Genomic DNA, 19,476 nt, shown 5'->3' on the forward strand with positions numbered 1-19,476 from the left:
AGTCTACCCGTTCCTTTCGAAACCTGACAGGTCTAAAAGTACCTGTTAGGTTTTTTAAACACCACCCATCGTATTCCTACCCTGAGTCTACCCGTTCCTTTCGAAACCTGACAGGTCTAAAAGTACCTGTTAGGTTTTTTAAACACCACTCATTGTATTCCTACCCTGAGTCTACCCGTTCCTTTCGAAACCTGATAGGTCTAAAAGTACCTGTTAGTTTTTTTAAACACCACCCATCGTATTCCTATCCTGAGTCTGCCCTTTTTTTTCGAAACCTGACAGGTCTAAAAGTACCTGTTAGTTTTTTTAAACACCACCCATCGTATTCCTATCCTGAGTCTGCCCTTTTTTTTCGAAACCTGACAGGTCTAAAAGTACCTGTTAGGTTTTTATAACACCATGCATTGTATTCCCACCCTGAGTCTACCCGTTCCTTTCGAAACCTGACAGGTCTAAAAGTACCTGTTAGTTTTTTTAAACACCACTCATTGTATTCCTATCCTGAGTCTACCCGTTCCTTTCGAAACCTAACAGGTCTAAAAGTACCTGCTAGGTTTTTTATAACACCATCCATAGAATTCTTTTCCTGAGTCTACCCGTTCCTTTCGAAACCTGACAGGTCTAAAAGTACCTGCTAGGTTTTTAAAATCCTCTCCCGTGTGCTCTATATCAGATGAATATCTTACGAAATACGTATAGTACTGCCTAAGGTATACACCTAGGATTGTCCCCTTGAGGGGACTATAGGGGTGTTTAATTTAAAAATGAATTGTTTAAGTGATTGAAATTCGTGTAAACTGGTGGAATTCGTGTTGTTTTAAGTTTTTAAATAAATAATACAATTATATCTTACGAAATACGTATAGTACTGTCTGAGGTATACACCTAGGATTGTCCCCTTGAGGGGACTATAGGGGTGTTTAATTTAAAAATGAATTGTTTAAGTGATTGAAATTCGTGTAAATTGGTGGAATTCGTGTTGTTTTAAGTTTTTAAATAAATAATACAATTATATTTTAAGAAATGTTACTAATACTGCCTAAGGTATACACCTAGGATTGTCCCCTTGAGGGGACTATAGGGGTGTTGAGAGTAAATGATAATTTATTATATGAAGTTTAAAGGTATTACTAATCGGAAAACTTTATATACGCACTGTAATTTCCTATATACACACCGTAAATCTTTATATACGTACCGTAATTTCCTATATACACACCGTAAATCTTTATATACGTACAGTAATTTCATATATACACACCGTAAATCTTTATATACGTACCATAATTTTCTATATATGCACCGTAAATCTTTATATGCGTACCGTAATTTTCTATATACGCACCGTAAATCTTTATATGCGCATCGTAAATCATTATATGCACACCGTAATTTTCTATATACGCACCGTAAAAGTTTATATGTACACCGTAAATCTTTATATGCGTACCGTAATTTTCTATATACGCATCGTAAATCTTTATATGTGCACCGTAATTTCCTATATACGCATCGTAAATCTTTGTATGAAAATTGAAATTTCTTATATACTTGTTGTAAAACTCAAATCTACATAAAAAATCAGAAGTTTAGAAGTTGGAGTTTGTTATCAATCTCAATGTCAATGTTTTTTGAATCTATATCTATGTATTTGAATTTATATCCTCAATTATTTCATCAGTAATAGAGATTAATTTTTCTTCTATTTGTTTAGTTAGTTTTTCTAGGTCGTTAAAGTTTGGTTTGTCAATTAAAATCGCTTCAAGAATGGAATACTGTGGTTTTGTTATTCTGTTTTTATTCCATTTAGTTAATTTGAAGTATTCCCAATGTTTTTCTTGAATTGGAATCGTTTGTCCTAATAACCAAATTTCAAATTGCATTTTAGGATGATTCAATACAAGTCCCATTTTTAGTTTTCGTTCCTTTAAAAAGGCGTTTGTGTAATAAAAATAGGTATAGTCCATATAACCTTGAAAAATACTACCGAAAGAATAGGTGTCTCCGATGTTGTTTGATAAATAGTTTCTAAGTCCAGTGATATATTTAACAAGTCCTACATAGGCTTCTTGGATATCGCCTTTGTTTAATTGCTCTTTGTATATGTCAATGAAATAATTTAAGTCTTTCATTTTTGGTTTATATGTTTAGTTGTTTATTTTCTATCCAATATCCAGTTTATCAAATCTTGTCGCTCGACTAAATTCCAGGTATGCGGGTTTCTTGTGCCATCAGCACGATAGCCTCGGTTTTTAGTACTAATGCATTCTGAATTTTTTGAACCTAAATTTTCTAAGGCTTTGTGTGTTTGCGCTAATTGATAAGCATTTAATTCTTCATACTCTCTGCCCGAATCTTTTTTATGGTAGGCTAGTGCAGGTTCGTAATAAAAGCGTGTTTTGATATCTTTTAAATGAAAAATGTTGTTGGTCGCATGCGTGGATATAGTGTACGGTGAGGAATTCTCGTATTTAGCTATATTTTGCTCTGGTTTACCTAATTCTTCTTCAAGCAGTTGTATTATAAACTTACCTTCTTCGATTGCTTCGTTATTTATATTTCTTTTGAGGTCGATTTTAGCATTTTGATACAATCGTTCTACATCAAGAGGCGAATCGACAGCGAAAACGCCTTCTGGCTTTAAGGCATTTTTTGTAGCTATAAGATAATTGGAAAGGATAAAAGAAATATTACCGCCACTTGAAAAACCACCCATATAAATATGATTTTTATCCAATTGATTTTTGTTAAAAATTTGATTTAACATTTGCGAGTACGTTTTTTTCTCAGCTTCTGATAAATAGAGTTTTTGGTTGAAATCCATTAAAAGCGTTGAGATGCCTTCTTTATCTAAATCTTTTAAAAATTTCGCTTCGCTTTTGGTGTGTTCGATATCGCAAGGGAAGCAAGGGAACAAAATCAATGTTGCTTTTGAGTGCGGAGCTATGGTTAGTTCGTAATGCTTGGTTTTTACTACCTTCTTTTTTTTAAAGTCTGATTTGCAAGAAATAAAAGTAAAGCTTATTAATAGTAAGATTAGTTTGTAATGCATAAATTAGTGTTTTTTATTAAAGTAGTTTTTCTATTTACAAAACTTTAAATTCTAACCCGATATTCCGAATACTTTCAATTTTTATTGATGAATCGTCTTTAAAATATTTTCTAAGTCGGCTAATAAAAACATCCATACTTCTGCCTGAAAAGAAATCATCGTTTCCCCAAACAGCATTTAAAATTTGTTCTCTTTTCAGTAATTGGTTTCTATTTTCAAAAAGATATAGCAATAATGAAGCTTCCTTCTCAGTAAGTTGTTGCGTTTTATTATCTAGTTTTAATTCAAATCGATTGACTAAAAATGAATAATTTCCTATTTTGAGTATGTCTCTTTTTACTTCAGATGTTTCTTTTTTACTAGTTCTTTTGAGAATGTTTGTTAGTCTTAAAACCAATTCTTCCACTTCAAATGGTTTTACAATATAATCATCGGCACCTAATTTTAATCCTTTGATTTTGTCTTCATTTTGATTTCGAGCAGTTAAAAAAACAAAAGGTATTTCTGGATTGATAGTAATGATTTTATCGGCCAAAGTGAATCCGTCCATTTTGGGCATCATTACATCTAAGATGCAAATGTCAAAGGTTTCTTTTTTTAGTAAATCTAGTGCTTCTTGTCCATCATTGGCACAATTAACGTCAAAGGAATAGAGTTCTAAATATTGTTTTAGAACATTAGCAAAATCAAAATCGTCTTCGGCTAAAAGGATTCTCTTCATATTATGTACAAGGAATAGCGATTGTAAATGAAGCTCCTCTCCCTAATTCGCTTACAACGTTTATTGTGCCTTTATGAGCCTTTATAATTTGATCAACATAATATAAGCCTAAACCAAGACCTTTTGTGTTATGCAGGTTACCTTGTTCTACTCTGTAGAACTTTTCAAACAGCAATAATTGCTTCTCTTTTGCAATTCCAATTCCGTCATCTGTAATACTTATGTTGAAAATTCCATTTTTAAGAGAGGTTTTTAACGCTATGTTTTTGCAACCATATTTTACTGCATTTTCTAATACATTATTCAGCGCTGTAGTTAGATGAAATTTATCTAAAAACAATGTGGTTTCTTTTGTATTTATATTTGAATTAATAATGATATTCGGATAGGCAAGATGAAAATCAGAAATAATAGTTTGTACAAAAGAATTTATTTTTAAGTTCTCTTTCTGAAGCTCAATTTCTTCAAATCCTAACGAATTGGATAACACTTGATCAATGAGGTTTTGTAAACGAACATTTTGACGATTGATTGTTTGCAAAAGAGAATTCAAAATTTCTTTGTTTTCCTGTATCTCTTTTCGTTCTAACATTTTCGTGGAAACAGATAATGTAGTTAAGGGCGTTTTTAATTCGTGTGTGATATTGTTGATAAAGTCGGTTTTAACATCACTTATTTTTTTTTGTTTGATTAGAGCTTTTAGAGTAATGACAAACAATGAAATTATAATGATGATGGATACTGTTGAAATTGCCAAAATAATTGCCATTCTTTGTAAAATGATAAATTCCCAGTTTTTTACAGAAACAAATAAAGTATCTTCCGAAAGGAGTTTGTAATTAGTATTTCCATTTGTTGTAGCAACATAATTTCGAACTGGAAAAGCTTCGTCCAGTGTGTTTAAATTTCCATAAGAGATATTCTGAATAACAGGTTTTTCAGAGAAAATAGTATCTGTTTTTTGGTTAGATTTAAGAACAATAAGTTTATTTGTTATGACAGCAAATTCGACTTTGTTTTTGGGAAATTCAAGGTTGATTTTTTTCTCTAATAAAGCGGTTAATAAACTACGTTGTGGATTAGCTAAGAATTTTTCTTTAAAGTGATATTTGAAGTTTTTGTTACTGATGTAGTTTTTTAAAAGAGTTGAGTTGTGTGACTCACTGTTTTGTACTACACTTGAATCTATGTCAGTAAAGTCGTTTGTAATTTTAGAAATTTTCTCTTTGACTTCCATATGAAATTGTTCCACTTTGTATTCATAGGAAGTTTTAACCAAATAGTATTGCATTGCAATTAAGACAATTAATATTATGGATGAAAAAACAATTAAAAGGTTAATTTTTTGCTTCATAGGTCTCAAAACAGTTTCAAAAATAAACTAAATAATCTGATTTTTCGATTTTAACCTTGCATTAACGCTCCATTAACTCTCATAGAAAAATATTGAATCAATTTTGTGACAAATTTAAAACTATGAGTAAGAATTTGTTTTTTGTTATAGCATTGTTCCTATCATTTCAACCTCTTTTTAGTCAAGAAGAGACGAAAAAATTGGAAGAAATTAAAATAGTGAAAGAAAAAATAGCCATTGAAAATAAAAATGGCAATATCAAAATTGATGTTGCTAATTCTATTTTTAATGCCGTGCCTAATTCTATCGATTTATTAGCAAAGCTTCCTAAAATTCAAGTAAGTTCAAATAAAGAGTCAATTACAGTTGTTGGAAAAGGAAGTCCACTTATCTATATCGATAATCAAAGGGCAGAAATAAATGATTTGAACTCATTATCTGTAGAAGATATAAAAACAGTCGAAATTATAGAAAATCCTTCTTCAAAATATGAAGCAAATGGTAGGGTTGTAATTTTGATCGCTAGAAGAATTAGTAAAAGAGACGGTTTTAAAATTAATGTGACTGAAAATGCTTCGTTTCAAAGGAGATTTAATAATTATTTCGGAATAAATTCAGGAATTAAGAAGGGTAGGTTTGAATGCAAAATCAATTTTAATTACAATCAATTAAAAGTTTGGGAAAAAAATGGAAATGATTTTACTATTCCAGATTATGATATAAAATCAAAGTATTGGGTCACCGCAATTACAAATAGACCTCAATTTATTTATGGTGGAGGTTTTTTTTATAAGATTAATGAAGATGATTACTTTTCAATGAATGTGAGCAGAAGAAGCCAAAAAGATAATTTTGATATCGTTACAGATACGTATAATCAGCAGGGTTTGGATGTAAATTCAATTAATACTATAAATGTTAATAATGAAGATAGAAATTTTGCAAATGGGTTTTTAAACTACAATCATAAAATCAAGAGTATTAATGGTAAATTGTTTTTTGGTTGTCAGTATTCAAATTTTGCTCAAGAAATTAAAAGTTTGATTTCAAACAACTATAATCAAACTCAATTTGAGTTAACACAAAATAGAAATCAAAATGTAGCTATAGAAGTATATTCTACTCGTTTTGATTTTGAAAAAGAGTTTAAAAATAAAATGAAATTAGAATTAGGAGGATTATATCTAAAAGCAAATCCTAGAACCCTATCTAGAATAGAAAATTTGAACACTAGTTCGGTTTCAGGAACAGACTATAATTATAAAGAAGCTAATATGGCTTTTTATTCTAATTTGTCAGGGGAATATAAAAAGATCAATTATTCTTTTGGCATAAGAATGGAAAATACTAATGCTAAAGGAAAAAATGCATCAGAAAAAGATTTGTTAATTGATAAAAACTACACTAATTTTTTTCCAAAACTTGATGTTCAATTCGCTATTGATAGTACAAACACTGTTAGTTTTAATTATGCTAAAAGTATTACAAGACCTAATTTCTCTTTAGCAAGTCAATTATCAACTTATATAAATCCATATCTTGTTTGGAATAATAATATAAATATAGATCCAACAATTACGGATGCGTTAACTCTTGGTTATCAGTTCAAGGATAAAACTCTGAAAATGAGTTATAATTTTATAAAAAATCCTGTCTATTTTGCTGTTGATTATAATAAAAATCAAAATTTGCTTAGATTTCAGACCGAAAATTTTCAAAAAGAATCAGGTTTTAATCTTGAATTCACGCTCCCTTTTCAATATAGAAAATGGTCTTCAACTACAATTCTAAGTGGAATTCTCAACAAGGTTGAAGATAAACTTTCGGTGGTAAACCAATCTAAACCTTATTTGTATTTTTATACGGATCATATTTTCAAACTTCCAAGGGAAATTGAATTTTCATTGACAACTTGGGGATTGACCTCAAGAAAGGAAGGTGTTTTCGATAGAAATGGGTTGGTTACTTTCGATTTGGCTATTTCTAAAACTTTTTTCAAGCAATTTGATTGTACCTTAAGTTATAATGATATTTTCAGAAAAGTTGCTTATAATGAAAACTTTACTATTAATACTATTACCTCAAAAGGGGTTTATTATACAGATTCTAATTTACTTTCTATAGCAGTAAAATATTCTTTTGGAAAAATTAAAATAGAAGAGTTTAAAGGGAAGGAGATTGACGAAAACGTGAGAAGAATTAAATAATATGATTTTTAAACAAACAAAGCCACTCGAAAGAGCGGCTTTGTGTTTTGTCTATAAAAATGATTACATCATTCCCGGCATACCGCCACCCATTGGCATACCACCAGCAGGAGCTTCTTCTTTAATATCGATTAAAGCACACTCAGTAGTTAAAATCATTCCAGAAACCGATGCTGCGTTTTCTAACGCTACACGAGTTACTTTTTTAGGGTCAATGATACCCGCTTCTAACATATCTACATACTCGTCTGTTTTAGCGTTGTAACCAAAGTTTTCTTTACCTTCCGCAACTTTAGCTACAATTACAGAACCTTCTAAACCAGCATTCTCAACGATAGTACGTAAAGGTGCTTCGATAGCACGAGATACAATTTGGATACCTGTAGCTTCGTCAGCATTTTCAGCTTTAATAGCAGCTAAAGCAGCTTTTGCTCTTAATAAAGCAACACCACCACCAGCAACGATACCTTCTTCTACGGCAGCACGAGTGGCATGTAAAGCATCATCTACACGGTCTTTTTTCTCTTTCATTTCCACTTCAGAAGCAGCACCCACGTAAAGTACGGCAACACCACCTGCTAATTTAGCCAAACGCTCTTGTAATTTCTCACGGTCGTAGTCAGAAGTAGTCGATTCCATTTGTGCTTTAATTTGGTTCACACGATTTTTAATCATTTCGTTGTCACCAGCACCGTTTACAATCGTTGTATTGTCTTTATCGATAGACACTTTTTCAGCTGTACCTAACATTTCTAAAGTGGCGTTTTCTAACGTGTAACCACTTTCTTCAGAAATTACAGTACCTCCTGTTAAGATAGCAATATCTTCTAACATCGCTTTTCTACGGTCACCAAAACCTGGCGCTTTTACCGCAGCAATTTTTAAAGCACCACGTAATTTGTTTACTACCAATGTTGATAACGCTTCACCATCTACATCTTCAGCAATGATTAATAATGGTTTTGAAGATTGCGCTACTGGCTCAAGAATTGGTAATAATTCTTTTAAAGAAGATACTTTTTTGTCGTATAATAAAATGTAAGGTCTTTCTAATTCTACCTCCATTTTTTCAGTATTGGTAACGAAGTAAGGAGATAAATACCCTCTGTCAAATTGCATACCTTCTACTACATCCACGTAAGTATCTGTTCCTTTAGCTTCTTCAACTGTGATAACCCCTTCTTTACCTACTTTACCAAAAGCAGTAGCAATTAAATCACCAATTACTTCATCGTTATTAGCTGAAATAGAAGCTACTTGTTTGATTTTATCTGTTGAAGAACCTACTTCTTTAGCTTGTTTTCCTAAATCTGTAACGATAGCCTCAACCGCTTTGTCAATACCGCGTTTTAAATCCATTGGATTCGCACCCGCAGCTACGTTTTTCAAACCTTCTTTAACGATAGCTTGTGCTAAAACAGTAGCCGTTGTAGTTCCGTCACCTGCTAAATCATTGGTTTTAGAAGCTACTTCTTTTACCATTTGCGCTCCCATGTTTTCTAAAGTGTCTTTTAATTCCACTTCTTTAGCCACAGAAACACCATCTTTCGTCACGTGAGGTGCCCCAAATGATTTAGAAATAATTACATTACGACCTTTAGGGCCTAAAGTTACTTTTACTGCATTTGCTAATGCGTCCACACCACGCTTTAAACCGTCGCGTGCTTCAATATCGAATTTTATATCTTTTGCCATTTTTTATTTGTTTTAGTTATAAGTCATAAGCTTTATGCTATAAGCTTTATGCTTATTTTACTGTGATTGTGATTAATTTTATTTGTTTTAGTTATAAGCTATAAGCTATAAGCCATAAGCTTTATGCTTATTTTACTGTGATTGTGATTAATTTTATTTGCTTAGAGCCTAGAGCCTAAAGTGTATCACTTAAAGCTCTTTTTAAATTGTAAATTTTACTTTTAATATGATTGATTTGTTTGTCTAATTCATTAAAGTTATCTAATGAGATATAACCCAAATCTTTCGATAGTATAAGCTGATATTCTGTTTCGCAAGCAGAACCTAAAGCAATATTAAGGAATTGATTGAATTCCTTATCTGAGTTTCTTCCACTACCTTCTGCAATATTGGTTGGTATTGAAGAACTAGATCTTCTTATTTGACTTGACAAGCCGTATAATTCTTCTTTTGGAAAAGTCGAAGTTACCTTATAAATTTTTAGAGTAAAACTATGACTCAGTTACCAAACATCGTATTTTTTGAAATCTCTCATTTGCTTAAGGCTTAAGGCTTAAAGCTGTTAGATAATTGCAAGTATATCTTCCTCGCGCATGATTAAATAATCTTTGCTTTCAAATTTTAGATCAGTTCCAGCATATTTGCCGTAAAGAACCGTATCGCCAACTTGTACCGTCATAGGTTGGTCTTTTTTTCCGTTTCCTACAGCTACCACAATTCCTTTTTGAGGTTTTTCTTTAGCTGTATCAGGGATGATGATGCCAGAAGCTGTTTGTGTTTCTGCGGCAGCTGGCTCCACAATAACGCGGTCTGAAAGTGGTTTAATGTTTAATGCCATAATTATTTTTGGGTTTTTAATTGTTATTAAATTCTGGAGCTATTTTTGCAGAAATTATGCCAAGCTGTAAAAGCTGTCAAAATTGGTTAAAATAAAAATGCCAGCGCTGACAGGCTGGCATTTTAAAAAAGTATTGAAAATTATTTTTTTTCTTCTGTAGCAGGTTTAGTAGGAGTAGCTGGAGTTGCAGCTTTACTATCAGTACTTGATGCTGCTGGGATTGCAACTGGAGTAGCTGATTCATCAATTAGCTTAGAACCAGTGTCACTATTAGTACCATTAAAACTTAAGTTAGATAATAAGATAAGTACTAATAAGGCTCCAGCTAAATACCAAGTTGATTTGTCTAAAAAATCTGTTGTTTTTTGAACACCACCCATCATTTGCGAACTTCCAAAAGTTGAAGATAATCCTCCTCCCTTAGGATTTTGTACCATAATTACCACCACTAATAAAAAACAAACTATAGTGATTAATACTAAGAAAATTGTAAATGTACTCATTGTTTATCTATTGTTATTTTGTTGTAAATCTTTTATATCTAAAATTCTGTCTGCAAATAAACTACTTTTTTCTGGATATTTCAAAATTAAAATTTCATAAGCTTGTATAGCTTTTGTGTATTTTTTTTGTTCTAAATAGATTTTTGCTAAAGTTTCAGTCATTAAATAAGGACTATCGCTTTTTTTAGCTATATAACTTGGAACAGCAATATTGTCTTTTGGAGGTGAGATTTTAGGGTTATTATGAATGAATTTATCAATTAAATCCATTTTAGAATTAGAATTGTCCTCTTTTTTTTCTGTTGCATTAGAATTGTCATTTGTTACGAAAGAGTTGTTAGATATTGTAATTTGATTATCTTGATCTTTTTCTTTTGAAACCAATTCTTGATTTTCTATAAAGGGAATGTTTTCAGGTCTTTCAATTGGGTTGGTTTTAGATAAAAGCAGCCATTCTTGAAATGAAAGCGTCTTATTATCATCTAATATGATAATAGGTTCAATTAGATTGTTTTCTTCTATTATTTCTTGTTTTTGATCTGAATCTATAGTATCCTCTAACCAAGATACTCTTTCTCTAATGGAAGGAGTAATAGAAGAAGGCGTTTCAATCTTGTTAGAATTGTATTGATCCAACTCCAATTTAGTTTCATTGTGCTGATTGGATTCTGAGATAGAAGATAAAATAGATTTTTCCAATGGGTTTTCTAATGAAATAGATTCTTCTGTAGTCTTGTTATCGTTTGTTTCCTCTATTATTTCATTAGCAATCATAATTGAATTTAATACAGATTGTTCTAATTTCTCTTCATCGGAAACAGTATTTTGTGTTTCAAGTTCTAGATTTGTATAATCATCTGCTGTTGAAAAATCAGGCGCTAATTGAATGTCTTCTTTTATAGAGGACTCCTCTGTTTCAAGAGCTGGTTTTGCTATCTTTTCAGGTATTGTAGTTTCTTCCTCGTATGACAAGGCGTTTTCTGTAAGATGTAGTTCTTGTGCAAAATTTTTATTAGTTATAAAATCAAATAGTACGGTTCTGTCAGTAGTATGAGCAGCTGTAAGTTTTAAAGCCGTATTGTATTTAAAATTATTTTGGATGTGTAACCCTTTTAAATATAAGCTTCTTGCACTTTGAAAATAGGGGTATTCTTTAAGTACAGATTCTAACTCACTACATTGTGTATGAGTGATTGTGTTAGGATTGTTTAATAAAGAGGTAAGTTCTATTGTGTTCATAAACTACCATTTAGCTAAGGTTTCGTTAAACATATCTTGTGTGATTCTTTCAAATATTTCGTCTAAGGCTGTTTGTAATTTGCCTCCTGTTAATTGTTCTGCTGCCGGATAATCATAAAAAAAAGAAAATCGTTTTTCAAAATTTTCTTCTGATTTGTTTTTGTTTGAAAAGCGGAGATTAATAGTAATCAAAAGTCTATTTTGTGCCGCTGTTAGATTAGCGGTAGCGGTCATTGGGCTAATACGATAATCAACTATTTCTCCTTCATATATTAAGTCACCATTTGTATTGGTTAGATTTAAATTGGTTTGGTTTTGAATTAAATCCTGTAGTCGTAGAGTAAATTTTCTTTCTATTCCTGGTTCAATAAGTTCTGAAACATTTTGAAAAGTGTTTACTTGAAACGTTTTAGCATCTATTTTACCTGTGCCTGTAAAATTATAGAGGCCACAAGAAGAGAGTATTAGTAAGGAAAAAAGTGAAAGTATATGTTTAAATGGTTTCATATATTTAGAATTGATTCTTATAACATTAACAGATGGTTTGCTTTGCTTGTTTGACTTGGTTTATATATGTTGATTAATCATTCATATTTATTAGACTTAATGTTAATTTGTTTAGATGTTAAATGAATAGATTTATATTACACAAAGAGTCCGTTTATAGCCATTTTACCATTTTGATAATGAATATCTATTTTCAAAAATAGAGTTTTTGTTTTAACGATTTAGCTAAAATTCGAAATTTATAAATCAAATTGTTTGATTTTTCGATACAGTGTTCTTTCTGATATACCCAATTCGTCAGCTGCTGCTTTTCTTTTTCCTTTATTTCGTTCTAGTGCTTTTTTAATTAATTCTATTTCTTTTTGATCTAAGCGTAATGAGTCTTCTTCCTCTTCAATAGTGTCTGCAAAAATATAGTTAGAATCGTCGTCATCGTCAAATTCTTCTTGTATATGCGGTGTGTTAGGAATCTTTTGAAGTCTTGTTTCTTCTTCAAAGTATGAATTGGTTTCTTCTTTTTGACCATATATACGTTGAATCAGATTTTTATTGGCTTCTTGTACTTTCGAACTTCCATTTTGCATCAGTTCTAAAGTTAATTTTTTAAGATCATTTAAGTCCGCTTTCATGTCAAAAAGAATTTTGTACAAAATTTCTCTTTCAGATGAAAAATCACTGTCAGATTTTTGACCTACAACTTGAGGTAAGTTATTTCCTTCACTAGGAATGTAAGATATTAGGGTGCTAGCTGAAATATCTCGATTGGCTTCTAGAACGGATATTTGTTCTGCCACGTTTCGTAATTGACGAATATTACCGCCCCATCTGTATTTTAGTAAATATTGTACAGCATTCTCCTCTAACTTGATAGGAGGCATTTTGTATTTTTGAGCAAAATCAGAAGCAAATTTCCTAAACAATAAATGAATATCTTCTTTTCGTTCGCGTAAAGCAGGTAAGCTTATTTCAACGGTGCTTAATCTATAATAGAGATCTTCTCTGAATTTACTTTTAGAAATAGCTTCTTGCATATTAACATTGGTGGCCGCTACAATTCTTACATTGGTTTTTTGAACTTGAGAGGATCCTACTTTAATAAATTCGCCATTTTCTAAAACACGTAACAATCGAACCTGAGTTGTAAGAGGAAGTTCTCCTACTTCATCGAGGAAAATAGTTCCGCCATCAGCTACCTCAAAATAGCCTTCACGTGTATTGGTAGCACCGGTAAATGCTCCTTTTTCATGGCCAAATAATTCAGAATCTATGGTGCCTTCGGGAATAGCACCGCAGTTTACAGCAATATATTTTCCATGTTTTCGGTGAGATAGAGCATGTATGATTTTAGGAATACTTTCTTTACCCACACCGCTTTCCCCTGTAACCAATACCGAAATATCCGTGGGTGCCACTTGAATGGCTTTTTCAAGTGCACGGTTAAGTTTCGGGTCGTTACCGATGATTTCGAATCGTTGTTTTATATTTTGAACGTTTTCCATAATTTAATAGCCACAAATTACACAAATTTTAAAGTATTAATCTCTTGTGAACAAGTGATTTGTTTTGAAAATTTGCGATAATACCAAGTTGTGTCTCGGCAAGTTTCATATAATTGAGAGTCTGTGCAATATGTTCGTTATTAATTTCTTTTGCGGATTTAATTTCTAAAATTATTTCATCAAAAACTATGAAATCTGCATAAAATTTATGAGGCAAAATGATTCCTTTGTAATCAATTGTGAATTCTTTTTCTCTTTCAAAGGGAATATTATTTTCTCTAAATTCAATTTCTAAAGCATCTTTATATACAATTTCTAAAAGGCCTGGTTCTAAAATTCTATGAACTTCCATGCAAATGCCAATTATCTTGTAATTTTCTTCTTGCTTGTAGAACTCCATAATTTGTGTGAATTTGTGAAATTTGTGGCTTTTAGCTATTAGCTACTGCATAATTTCTGAATATCCCACGGCTTCACCTATAAGTGTAGCTGCGGTACAATCGGTTACTTTTACTAAAACGAAATCACCAGGTTTGTAAATTTCTTTAGGAAATACAACCACGGTGTTTTGTGAGTTTCTTCCGCTCCAATGTTGGTTAGAGCGCTTAGAGTCTTTTTCAACTAAAACTTCTACCGTTTGTCCAATGAATCGTTGTGTGCGTTGTAGCCCTAATTTTTGTTGTAAATCGATGATTTCATTCAAACGACGTTTTTTAACCTCTTCAGGAACATCATCCTCCATTTTACGAGCCGCTAAAGTTCCAGGTCTTTCAGAATAAGCAAACATGAATCCGAAGTCATATTTACAATGCTCCATCAAACTTAATGTGTCTTGGTGGTCTTCCTCCGTTTCAGTAGGGAAACCTGAAATCATATCCTGCGATAATGAAATTTCTGGAATGATTTCGTAAATTTTATCAACTAAAGTTAAATATTCTTCACGTGTATGTTGTCGATTCATTTCTTGTAATATACGTGTGCTGCCCGATTGAACTGGTAAGTGAATGTATTTACAAATGTTATGGTGTTTTGCCATGGTTTCAATCACTTCAATATGCATGTCTTGCGGGTTTGAAGTCGAGAAACGGAAACGCATTTTTGGATATTGCGTTGCACACATATCTAATAACTGTGCAAAGTCAACTGCTGTTGCTTTTTGTATTTCGCTGGCTTTAACGAAGTCTTTTTTCAATCCGCCTCCGTACCATAAATAACTATCAACATTCTGGCCTAATAAAGTAACTTCTTTGTATCCTTTATTCCATAAATCTTGAATTTCTTCAATAATACTTTGTGGTTCACGACTGCGCTCACGACCACGAGTAAAAGGAACCACACAAAAAGTACACATATTATCACATCCTCTTGTAATAGATACAAAAGCGTTTACTCCATTACTGTTTAAACGAACAGGTTGAATATCGCCGTAAGTTTCTTCTTTTGATAATATAACATTAATTGCATCGCGACCTTCTTCTACTTCACTTAATAAGTTAGGAATGTCTTTATAAGCATCAGGTCCTACAACAAGATCTACGATTTTTTCTTCTTCTAAGAATTTTTCCTTTAAACGTTCCGCCATACAACCCAAAACACCTACTTTCATAGTAGGATTGATTTTTTTTATAGCATTATATTGTTCCAAACGTTTACGAACGGTTTGTTCTGCCTTGTCTCGTATAGAGCAAGTATTTACTAATACTAAATCAGCTTCTTCTAGATTTTGTGTAGTGTTATAACCTTGTTCTGTTAGAATGGAGGCTACAATTTCACTATCTGAAAAGTTCATTTGACATCCATAACTTTCTATGAACATCTTTTTTTTGTTTTTCTGATTTTGTTCTAAAATCAGGCTTGTTCCTTGTTTGTTTTCGTCAATTACCTTTTCCATAAAAATGCCATTCGTATTTTTGAGTCAGCAAAGATAATACTAAATTTTGTATTCTGACAAGATGTCATATTTGTTTAACTAAAAGTTTCTTCGATAATTTTTGATAAAATGTATTTTTTACAGATTCGGATGGCTCTGATAATTAGTTGCCTTATAGATGTTGTAAAAAATGTTTGTACAATATATAATTACATAAAAATTGGATTTCAAAAAAAACTTCTACTTTTGCCGAAGAAATAAACGTTACAAATGGCAAAGAATTTAGTAATCGTAGAGTCGCCCGCAAAGGCGAAAACTATAGAGAAGTTTTTAGGAAAAGATTTTCAGGTAGAATCAAGTTTTGGACATATTGCTGATTTACCATCTAAAGAAATGGGAGTAGATGTAGAGAATAGGTTCAAGCCTAAATATGAAGTTTCTTCTGATAAAAAAACTTTAGTAAAAAAACTAAAAGATTTGTCTAAAACCGCTGAAATGGTCTGGTTAGCATCCGATGAAGACCGCGAGGGAGAGGCTATAGCGTGGCACTTGGCGGAAGAATTAAAATTAGATAAAACAAAGACTAAACGAATTGTTTTTCATGAAATTACTAAAACAGCAATTCAGAAAGCAATTGAAAATCCGCGTGGGATTAATTATAATCTAGTAAATGCACAGCAAGCTCGTCGTGTGTTAGATCGTTTAGTAGGATATGAATTATCTCCAGTGCTTTGGAAAAAAGTAAAAAGTGGACTTTCTGCTGGTCGTGTACAGTCGGTTTCTGTGCGTTTGATAGTAGAACGGGAACGAGAAATACAAAATTTTAAGACAGAGGCTTCTTATAGTATTACAGCAGAGTTCGTTAATGAAGCTGGAAAAACTTTTAAAGCAAAAGTGTCTAAGAATTTTAGTTCTAAAGATGAAGCGCAAAAATTTTTACAACAAAATATTGGTTCGCATTACAAAGTTGCTGATTTAGAAACTAAACCAACAAAAAAATCACCAGCCGCTCCTTTTACAACATCTACTTTGCAACAAGAAGCAGCCCGTAAATTATATATGCCAGTAGGTATAACGATGCAGGTAGCACAACGTTTGTATGAAGCGGGGTTGATTACTTATATGAGAACCGATAGTGTAAATCTTTCTCAAGAAGCAATGGGTGCCGCACAAGCAGAAATTTCTAATTACTACGGAAAAGAATTTAGTCAGCCACGTCATTATGCAACTAAATCCAAAGGAGCGCAAGAAGCCCACGAAGCAATTCGACCTACTGATATGTCACGCCATACAGTACAGTTAGATAGAGACCAATCTCGTTTGTACGATTTAATATGGAAACGTACTATTGCCTCTCAAATGAGCGATGCGCAATTAGAACGTACTAATGTGAAAATTGAAGCCAGTAATCATAAAGAAATTTTTGGAGCAACAGGAGAAGTTATTAAGTTTGAAGGGTTTCTAAAAGTATACTTAGAAGGAAATGATGACGAAGATGAAAAGGAAGAAGGGATGTTGCCAGCTCTTAAAATAAATGAAAATTTAAAAAATAATTATATAACAGCTACAGAACGTTTTTCAAGACCAGCTGCTCGTTATACAGAAGCTTCCTTAGTGAAAAAATTAGAAGAACTAGGGATCGGACGTCCCTCTACGTATGCGCCGACTATTTCAACAATTATAAATAGGAATTATGTTGAAAAAGGTAATTTTGAAGGAGCTGAAAGAAAATATAGTCAACTCATTTTAAGAAATAATGAAGTAAAATCAGAAATCTTAATTGAAAATGTGGGTTCTGATAAAGGAAAATTAGTACCAACGGATATTGGAACAATCGTAAATGATTTTTTAGTAAAAAATTTTGAAACCATTCTAGATTACAATTTTACAGCAAAAGTAGAACAAGATTTTGATGAAATAGCAGTAGGGAATAAAGAATGGGAAAATATGATGGATGATTTTTATAAACATTTTCATCCGAATGTTCAAAATGTAGAAAAAAATGCTGAACGCGAAAGCGGAGAAAGAATCCTAGGAATAGATCCTAAAACAGGTAAACAAGTTTCAGTTCGTTTAGGGAAATTTGGTCCCATGGTGCAAATAGGAAACGCAGATGATGAAGAAAAACAATTTGCTAGTTTACGAGCAGAACAAAACATAGGAACTGTTACTTTAGAAGAAGCATTAAATCTTTTTTTACTGCCAAAGATATTAGGAGAGTATAATGAAGAAGAAGTGGAAGTGAATAATGGAAGGTTTGGGCCTTATGTAAGATTTGGAAAAACTTTTATATCATTACCAAAAGGAGAAGATCCTTTGGATGTGACCTTAGAAAGAGCCAAACAATTAATAGATGAAAAAAACAAAGCAGATGCACCTATAGGACAATACCAAGGAATGGATGTCCAAAAAGGAGTAGGACGTTTTGGACCATTTATTAAATGGAATGGCATATTTATTAATGTTAATAAAAAATATAATTTTGATCAATTATCTAATTCTGATATCATAGAATTAATAGAAGATAAATTAAAAAAAGAAAGTGAAAAATTAATCCACAATTGGGAGTCCGAAGGAATTCGAGTTGAAAAAGCCAGATGGGGACGTTCTGTTATTCTGAAGGGGAAGATTAAAATTGAGTTAAGTAAAGATATTGATGCTTCACAATTAACATTAGAAAAAGTACAGGAAATGATTCAAGAAAAAGCACCTGTAAAAAAGACACCCGCTAAAAAAGCAACACCTAAAAAAACAACTGTCAAAAAAAGTAAATAATGGTGTTTGATTTTTTAAAACCTTTAGATGTAGATTTGTTAATTGATCTTTACGGCTTTTCTGAAGCTACTTTAGGCAGGAAAATACAGTTTAATACAGCTGAAGAATTTCCAGACCTAAGAGAAGTGTCAATAGCTATTGTTGGAGTATTAGAAGAAAGAGGGAATGAAAAGGAAAACAGAAATCTTGATTTGTCCTCAATAAGAAAATCTTTGTATGCATTATATCCTGGCAATTGGAATGTTAATATCGTTGATTTAGGCGATATCGTAGGAGGGGAAACACTAGAGGATACTTATTTTGTTCTGAGAGAAGTAGTAGAACAACTAGTAAAGAATAATATTATTCCAATAGTTATAGGAGGATCACAAGACTTAACGTATGCTATGTATCGTGGTTATGATCGTTTAGAACAAATGGTTAATGTTGTTACAATTGATAGTCAATTTGATTTTGCTAGAGATAACGGATTCCTAGCGGGTTCTTATTTAACTAAAATGATAGTTGATGAACCTAATAATTTATTTAATTATAGTAATATTGGGTATCAAACATATTTTAACTCACAAGAAGAAATCGATTTAATACAAAAATTATATTTTGATGCTTACAGGTTAGGAGAAGTAGCGCATGATCCCACCATTACAGAGCCTGTTTTGAGAGATGCCGATTTAGTTTCCATAGATATGAACTCTGTTATGTCTTCCAATTCAGGAAATTTTAAAGATTTTATGCCTAATGGCTTTTCAGGAAAAGAAATTTGTGCTTTTTCAAGATATGCAGGAATTAGTGATAAGGTAAGCTCTTTTGGCGTCTTTAATCATGGATATACAAATTCTGAATCCGTTTTGATAGCGCAAGTGATATGGTACTTTATAGAAGGCTATCATTACCGTTCTAATGAATATCCTTTTGGAACAAAAAGTAATTTTATCAAATACATAGTGCCTTTAGAAGAAGAACTTGTTTTTTATAAGAGTGATAAAACAGGTCGTTGGTGGATAGAAATACCTTTTTTGTCAAATTCTTACAATAAACTTAAAAAAAATACGTTACTACCTTGTACCTATGATGATTATTTAGATGCTTGTGAAGGAGTCGTTCCAGAAAGATGGTGGAAAGCACAACGTAAAAATTTATTGTAGAATTTTTTTTTGTAAGTTTTTTAACGTTTTTTTGGTAATTAGGAAATAAATAAATAGGTTTACATTCTTAA

The 19,476-nt window shown here is 31.9% G+C and carries 16 protein-coding genes; 3 read left to right on the forward strand and 13 right to left on the reverse strand.

Annotated elements, in window-relative coordinates; all coding sequences use genetic code 11:
• Window positions 1-1,643: 1,643 nt before the first annotated feature.
• The 4 genes from NAB20_RS06940 to NAB20_RS06955 are packed head-to-tail and all read right to left on the reverse strand — an operon-like array spanning window position 1,644 to window position 5,127.
• Entirely contained in the window at window positions 1,644-2,132 is a 489-nt protein-coding gene (locus NAB20_RS06940) for a DUF7000 family protein (protein WP_375605754.1), read from the reverse strand.
• 23 nt (window positions 2,133-2,155) lie between these two features.
• On the reverse strand, window positions 2,156-3,052 hold the full coding sequence (locus NAB20_RS06945) for a hypothetical protein (protein ID WP_375605755.1): 897 nt from the start codon (window positions 3,050-3,052) through the stop codon (window positions 2,156-2,158).
• Window positions 3,053-3,086: 34 nt separating this feature from the next.
• Window positions 3,087-3,773, reverse strand: a complete 687-nt coding sequence (locus NAB20_RS06950; RefSeq protein ID WP_375605756.1) for a response regulator transcription factor — start codon at window positions 3,771-3,773, stop codon at window positions 3,087-3,089.
• A 1-nt stretch (window position 3,774) separates the two neighbouring features.
• Window positions 3,775-5,127, reverse strand: coding sequence for a sensor histidine kinase (locus tag NAB20_RS06955; protein WP_375605757.1), 1,353 nt, complete (start codon window positions 5,125-5,127; stop codon window positions 3,775-3,777).
• 122 nt (window positions 5,128-5,249) lie between these two features.
• Between NAB20_RS06955 and NAB20_RS06960 the strand changes: the two genes are divergently transcribed.
• Complete coding sequence (locus NAB20_RS06960) at window positions 5,250-7,334, forward strand: TonB-dependent receptor domain-containing protein (RefSeq protein ID WP_375605758.1); 2,085 nt, start codon at window positions 5,250-5,252, stop codon at window positions 7,332-7,334.
• 63 nt (window positions 7,335-7,397) lie between these two features.
• On the opposite strand, the gene groL is transcribed toward NAB20_RS06960, so the two are convergent.
• The 9 genes from groL to miaB all read right to left on the reverse strand — a co-directional run bounded on the left by groL (window position 7,398) and on the right by miaB (window position 15,506).
• Entirely contained in the window at window positions 7,398-9,029 is a 1,632-nt protein-coding gene (gene groL / locus NAB20_RS06965; protein WP_127823630.1) for a chaperonin GroEL, read from the reverse strand.
• A gap of 175 nt (window positions 9,030-9,204) precedes the next feature.
• Complete coding sequence (locus NAB20_RS06970) at window positions 9,205-9,531, reverse strand: four helix bundle protein (protein ID WP_240668987.1); 327 nt, start codon at window positions 9,529-9,531, stop codon at window positions 9,205-9,207.
• 60 nt (window positions 9,532-9,591) lie between these two features.
• A complete protein-coding gene (gene groES / locus NAB20_RS06975; protein ID WP_088392486.1) occupies window positions 9,592-9,867 on the reverse strand; it encodes a co-chaperone GroES in 276 nt (91 codons plus the stop codon).
• Window positions 9,868-10,007: 140 nt separating this feature from the next.
• Complete coding sequence (gene secG / locus NAB20_RS06980; protein ID WP_105196146.1) at window positions 10,008-10,370, reverse strand: preprotein translocase subunit SecG; 363 nt, start codon at window positions 10,368-10,370, stop codon at window positions 10,008-10,010.
• Window positions 10,371-10,373: 3 nt separating this feature from the next.
• Window positions 10,374-11,609 (reverse strand): tetratricopeptide repeat protein, encoded by a 1,236-nt coding sequence (locus NAB20_RS06985; RefSeq protein ID WP_088392490.1) that lies wholly within the window; start codon window positions 11,607-11,609, stop codon window positions 10,374-10,376.
• 3 nt (window positions 11,610-11,612) lie between these two features.
• The gene (gene lptE / locus NAB20_RS06990) at window positions 11,613-12,116 is read right to left on the reverse strand and encodes an LPS assembly lipoprotein LptE (protein ID WP_105196147.1); all 504 of its coding nucleotides are present in this window, start codon (window positions 12,114-12,116) and stop codon (window positions 11,613-11,615) included.
• A gap of 239 nt (window positions 12,117-12,355) precedes the next feature.
• Window positions 12,356-13,615, reverse strand: coding sequence for a sigma-54-dependent Fis family transcriptional regulator (locus NAB20_RS06995; protein WP_105196148.1), 1,260 nt, complete (start codon window positions 13,613-13,615; stop codon window positions 12,356-12,358).
• Window positions 13,616-13,643: 28 nt separating this feature from the next.
• Window positions 13,644-14,015 (reverse strand): GxxExxY protein, encoded by a 372-nt coding sequence (locus NAB20_RS07000; protein ID WP_375605759.1) that lies wholly within the window; start codon window positions 14,013-14,015, stop codon window positions 13,644-13,646.
• Window positions 14,016-14,057: 42 nt separating this feature from the next.
• Window positions 14,058-15,506 carry a tRNA (N6-isopentenyl adenosine(37)-C2)-methylthiotransferase MiaB gene (miaB, locus tag NAB20_RS07005; protein ID WP_105196150.1) on the reverse strand — a complete coding sequence of 483 codons (1,449 nt, stop codon included), beginning with the start codon at window positions 15,504-15,506 and terminating at the stop codon, window positions 14,058-14,060.
• Window positions 15,507-15,755: 249 nt separating this feature from the next.
• Here miaB and topA point away from each other — a divergent pair, with 249 nt between their 5' ends.
• Complete coding sequence (topA, locus tag NAB20_RS07010; protein WP_375605760.1) at window positions 15,756-18,260, forward strand: type I DNA topoisomerase; 2,505 nt, start codon at window positions 15,756-15,758, stop codon at window positions 18,258-18,260.
• A complete protein-coding gene (locus NAB20_RS07015) occupies window positions 18,260-19,405 on the forward strand; it encodes a formimidoylglutamase (RefSeq protein ID WP_105196152.1) in 1,146 nt (381 codons plus the stop codon). The genes topA and NAB20_RS07015 overlap by 1 nt, the downstream gene beginning before the upstream one ends.
• Window positions 19,406-19,476: the final 71 nt, after the last annotated feature.

Origin of the sequence: Flavobacterium davisii, from assembly GCF_042182265.1 — a bacterium.
Classification (GTDB): Bacteria; Bacteroidota; Bacteroidia; order Flavobacteriales; family Flavobacteriaceae; genus Flavobacterium; species Flavobacterium davisii.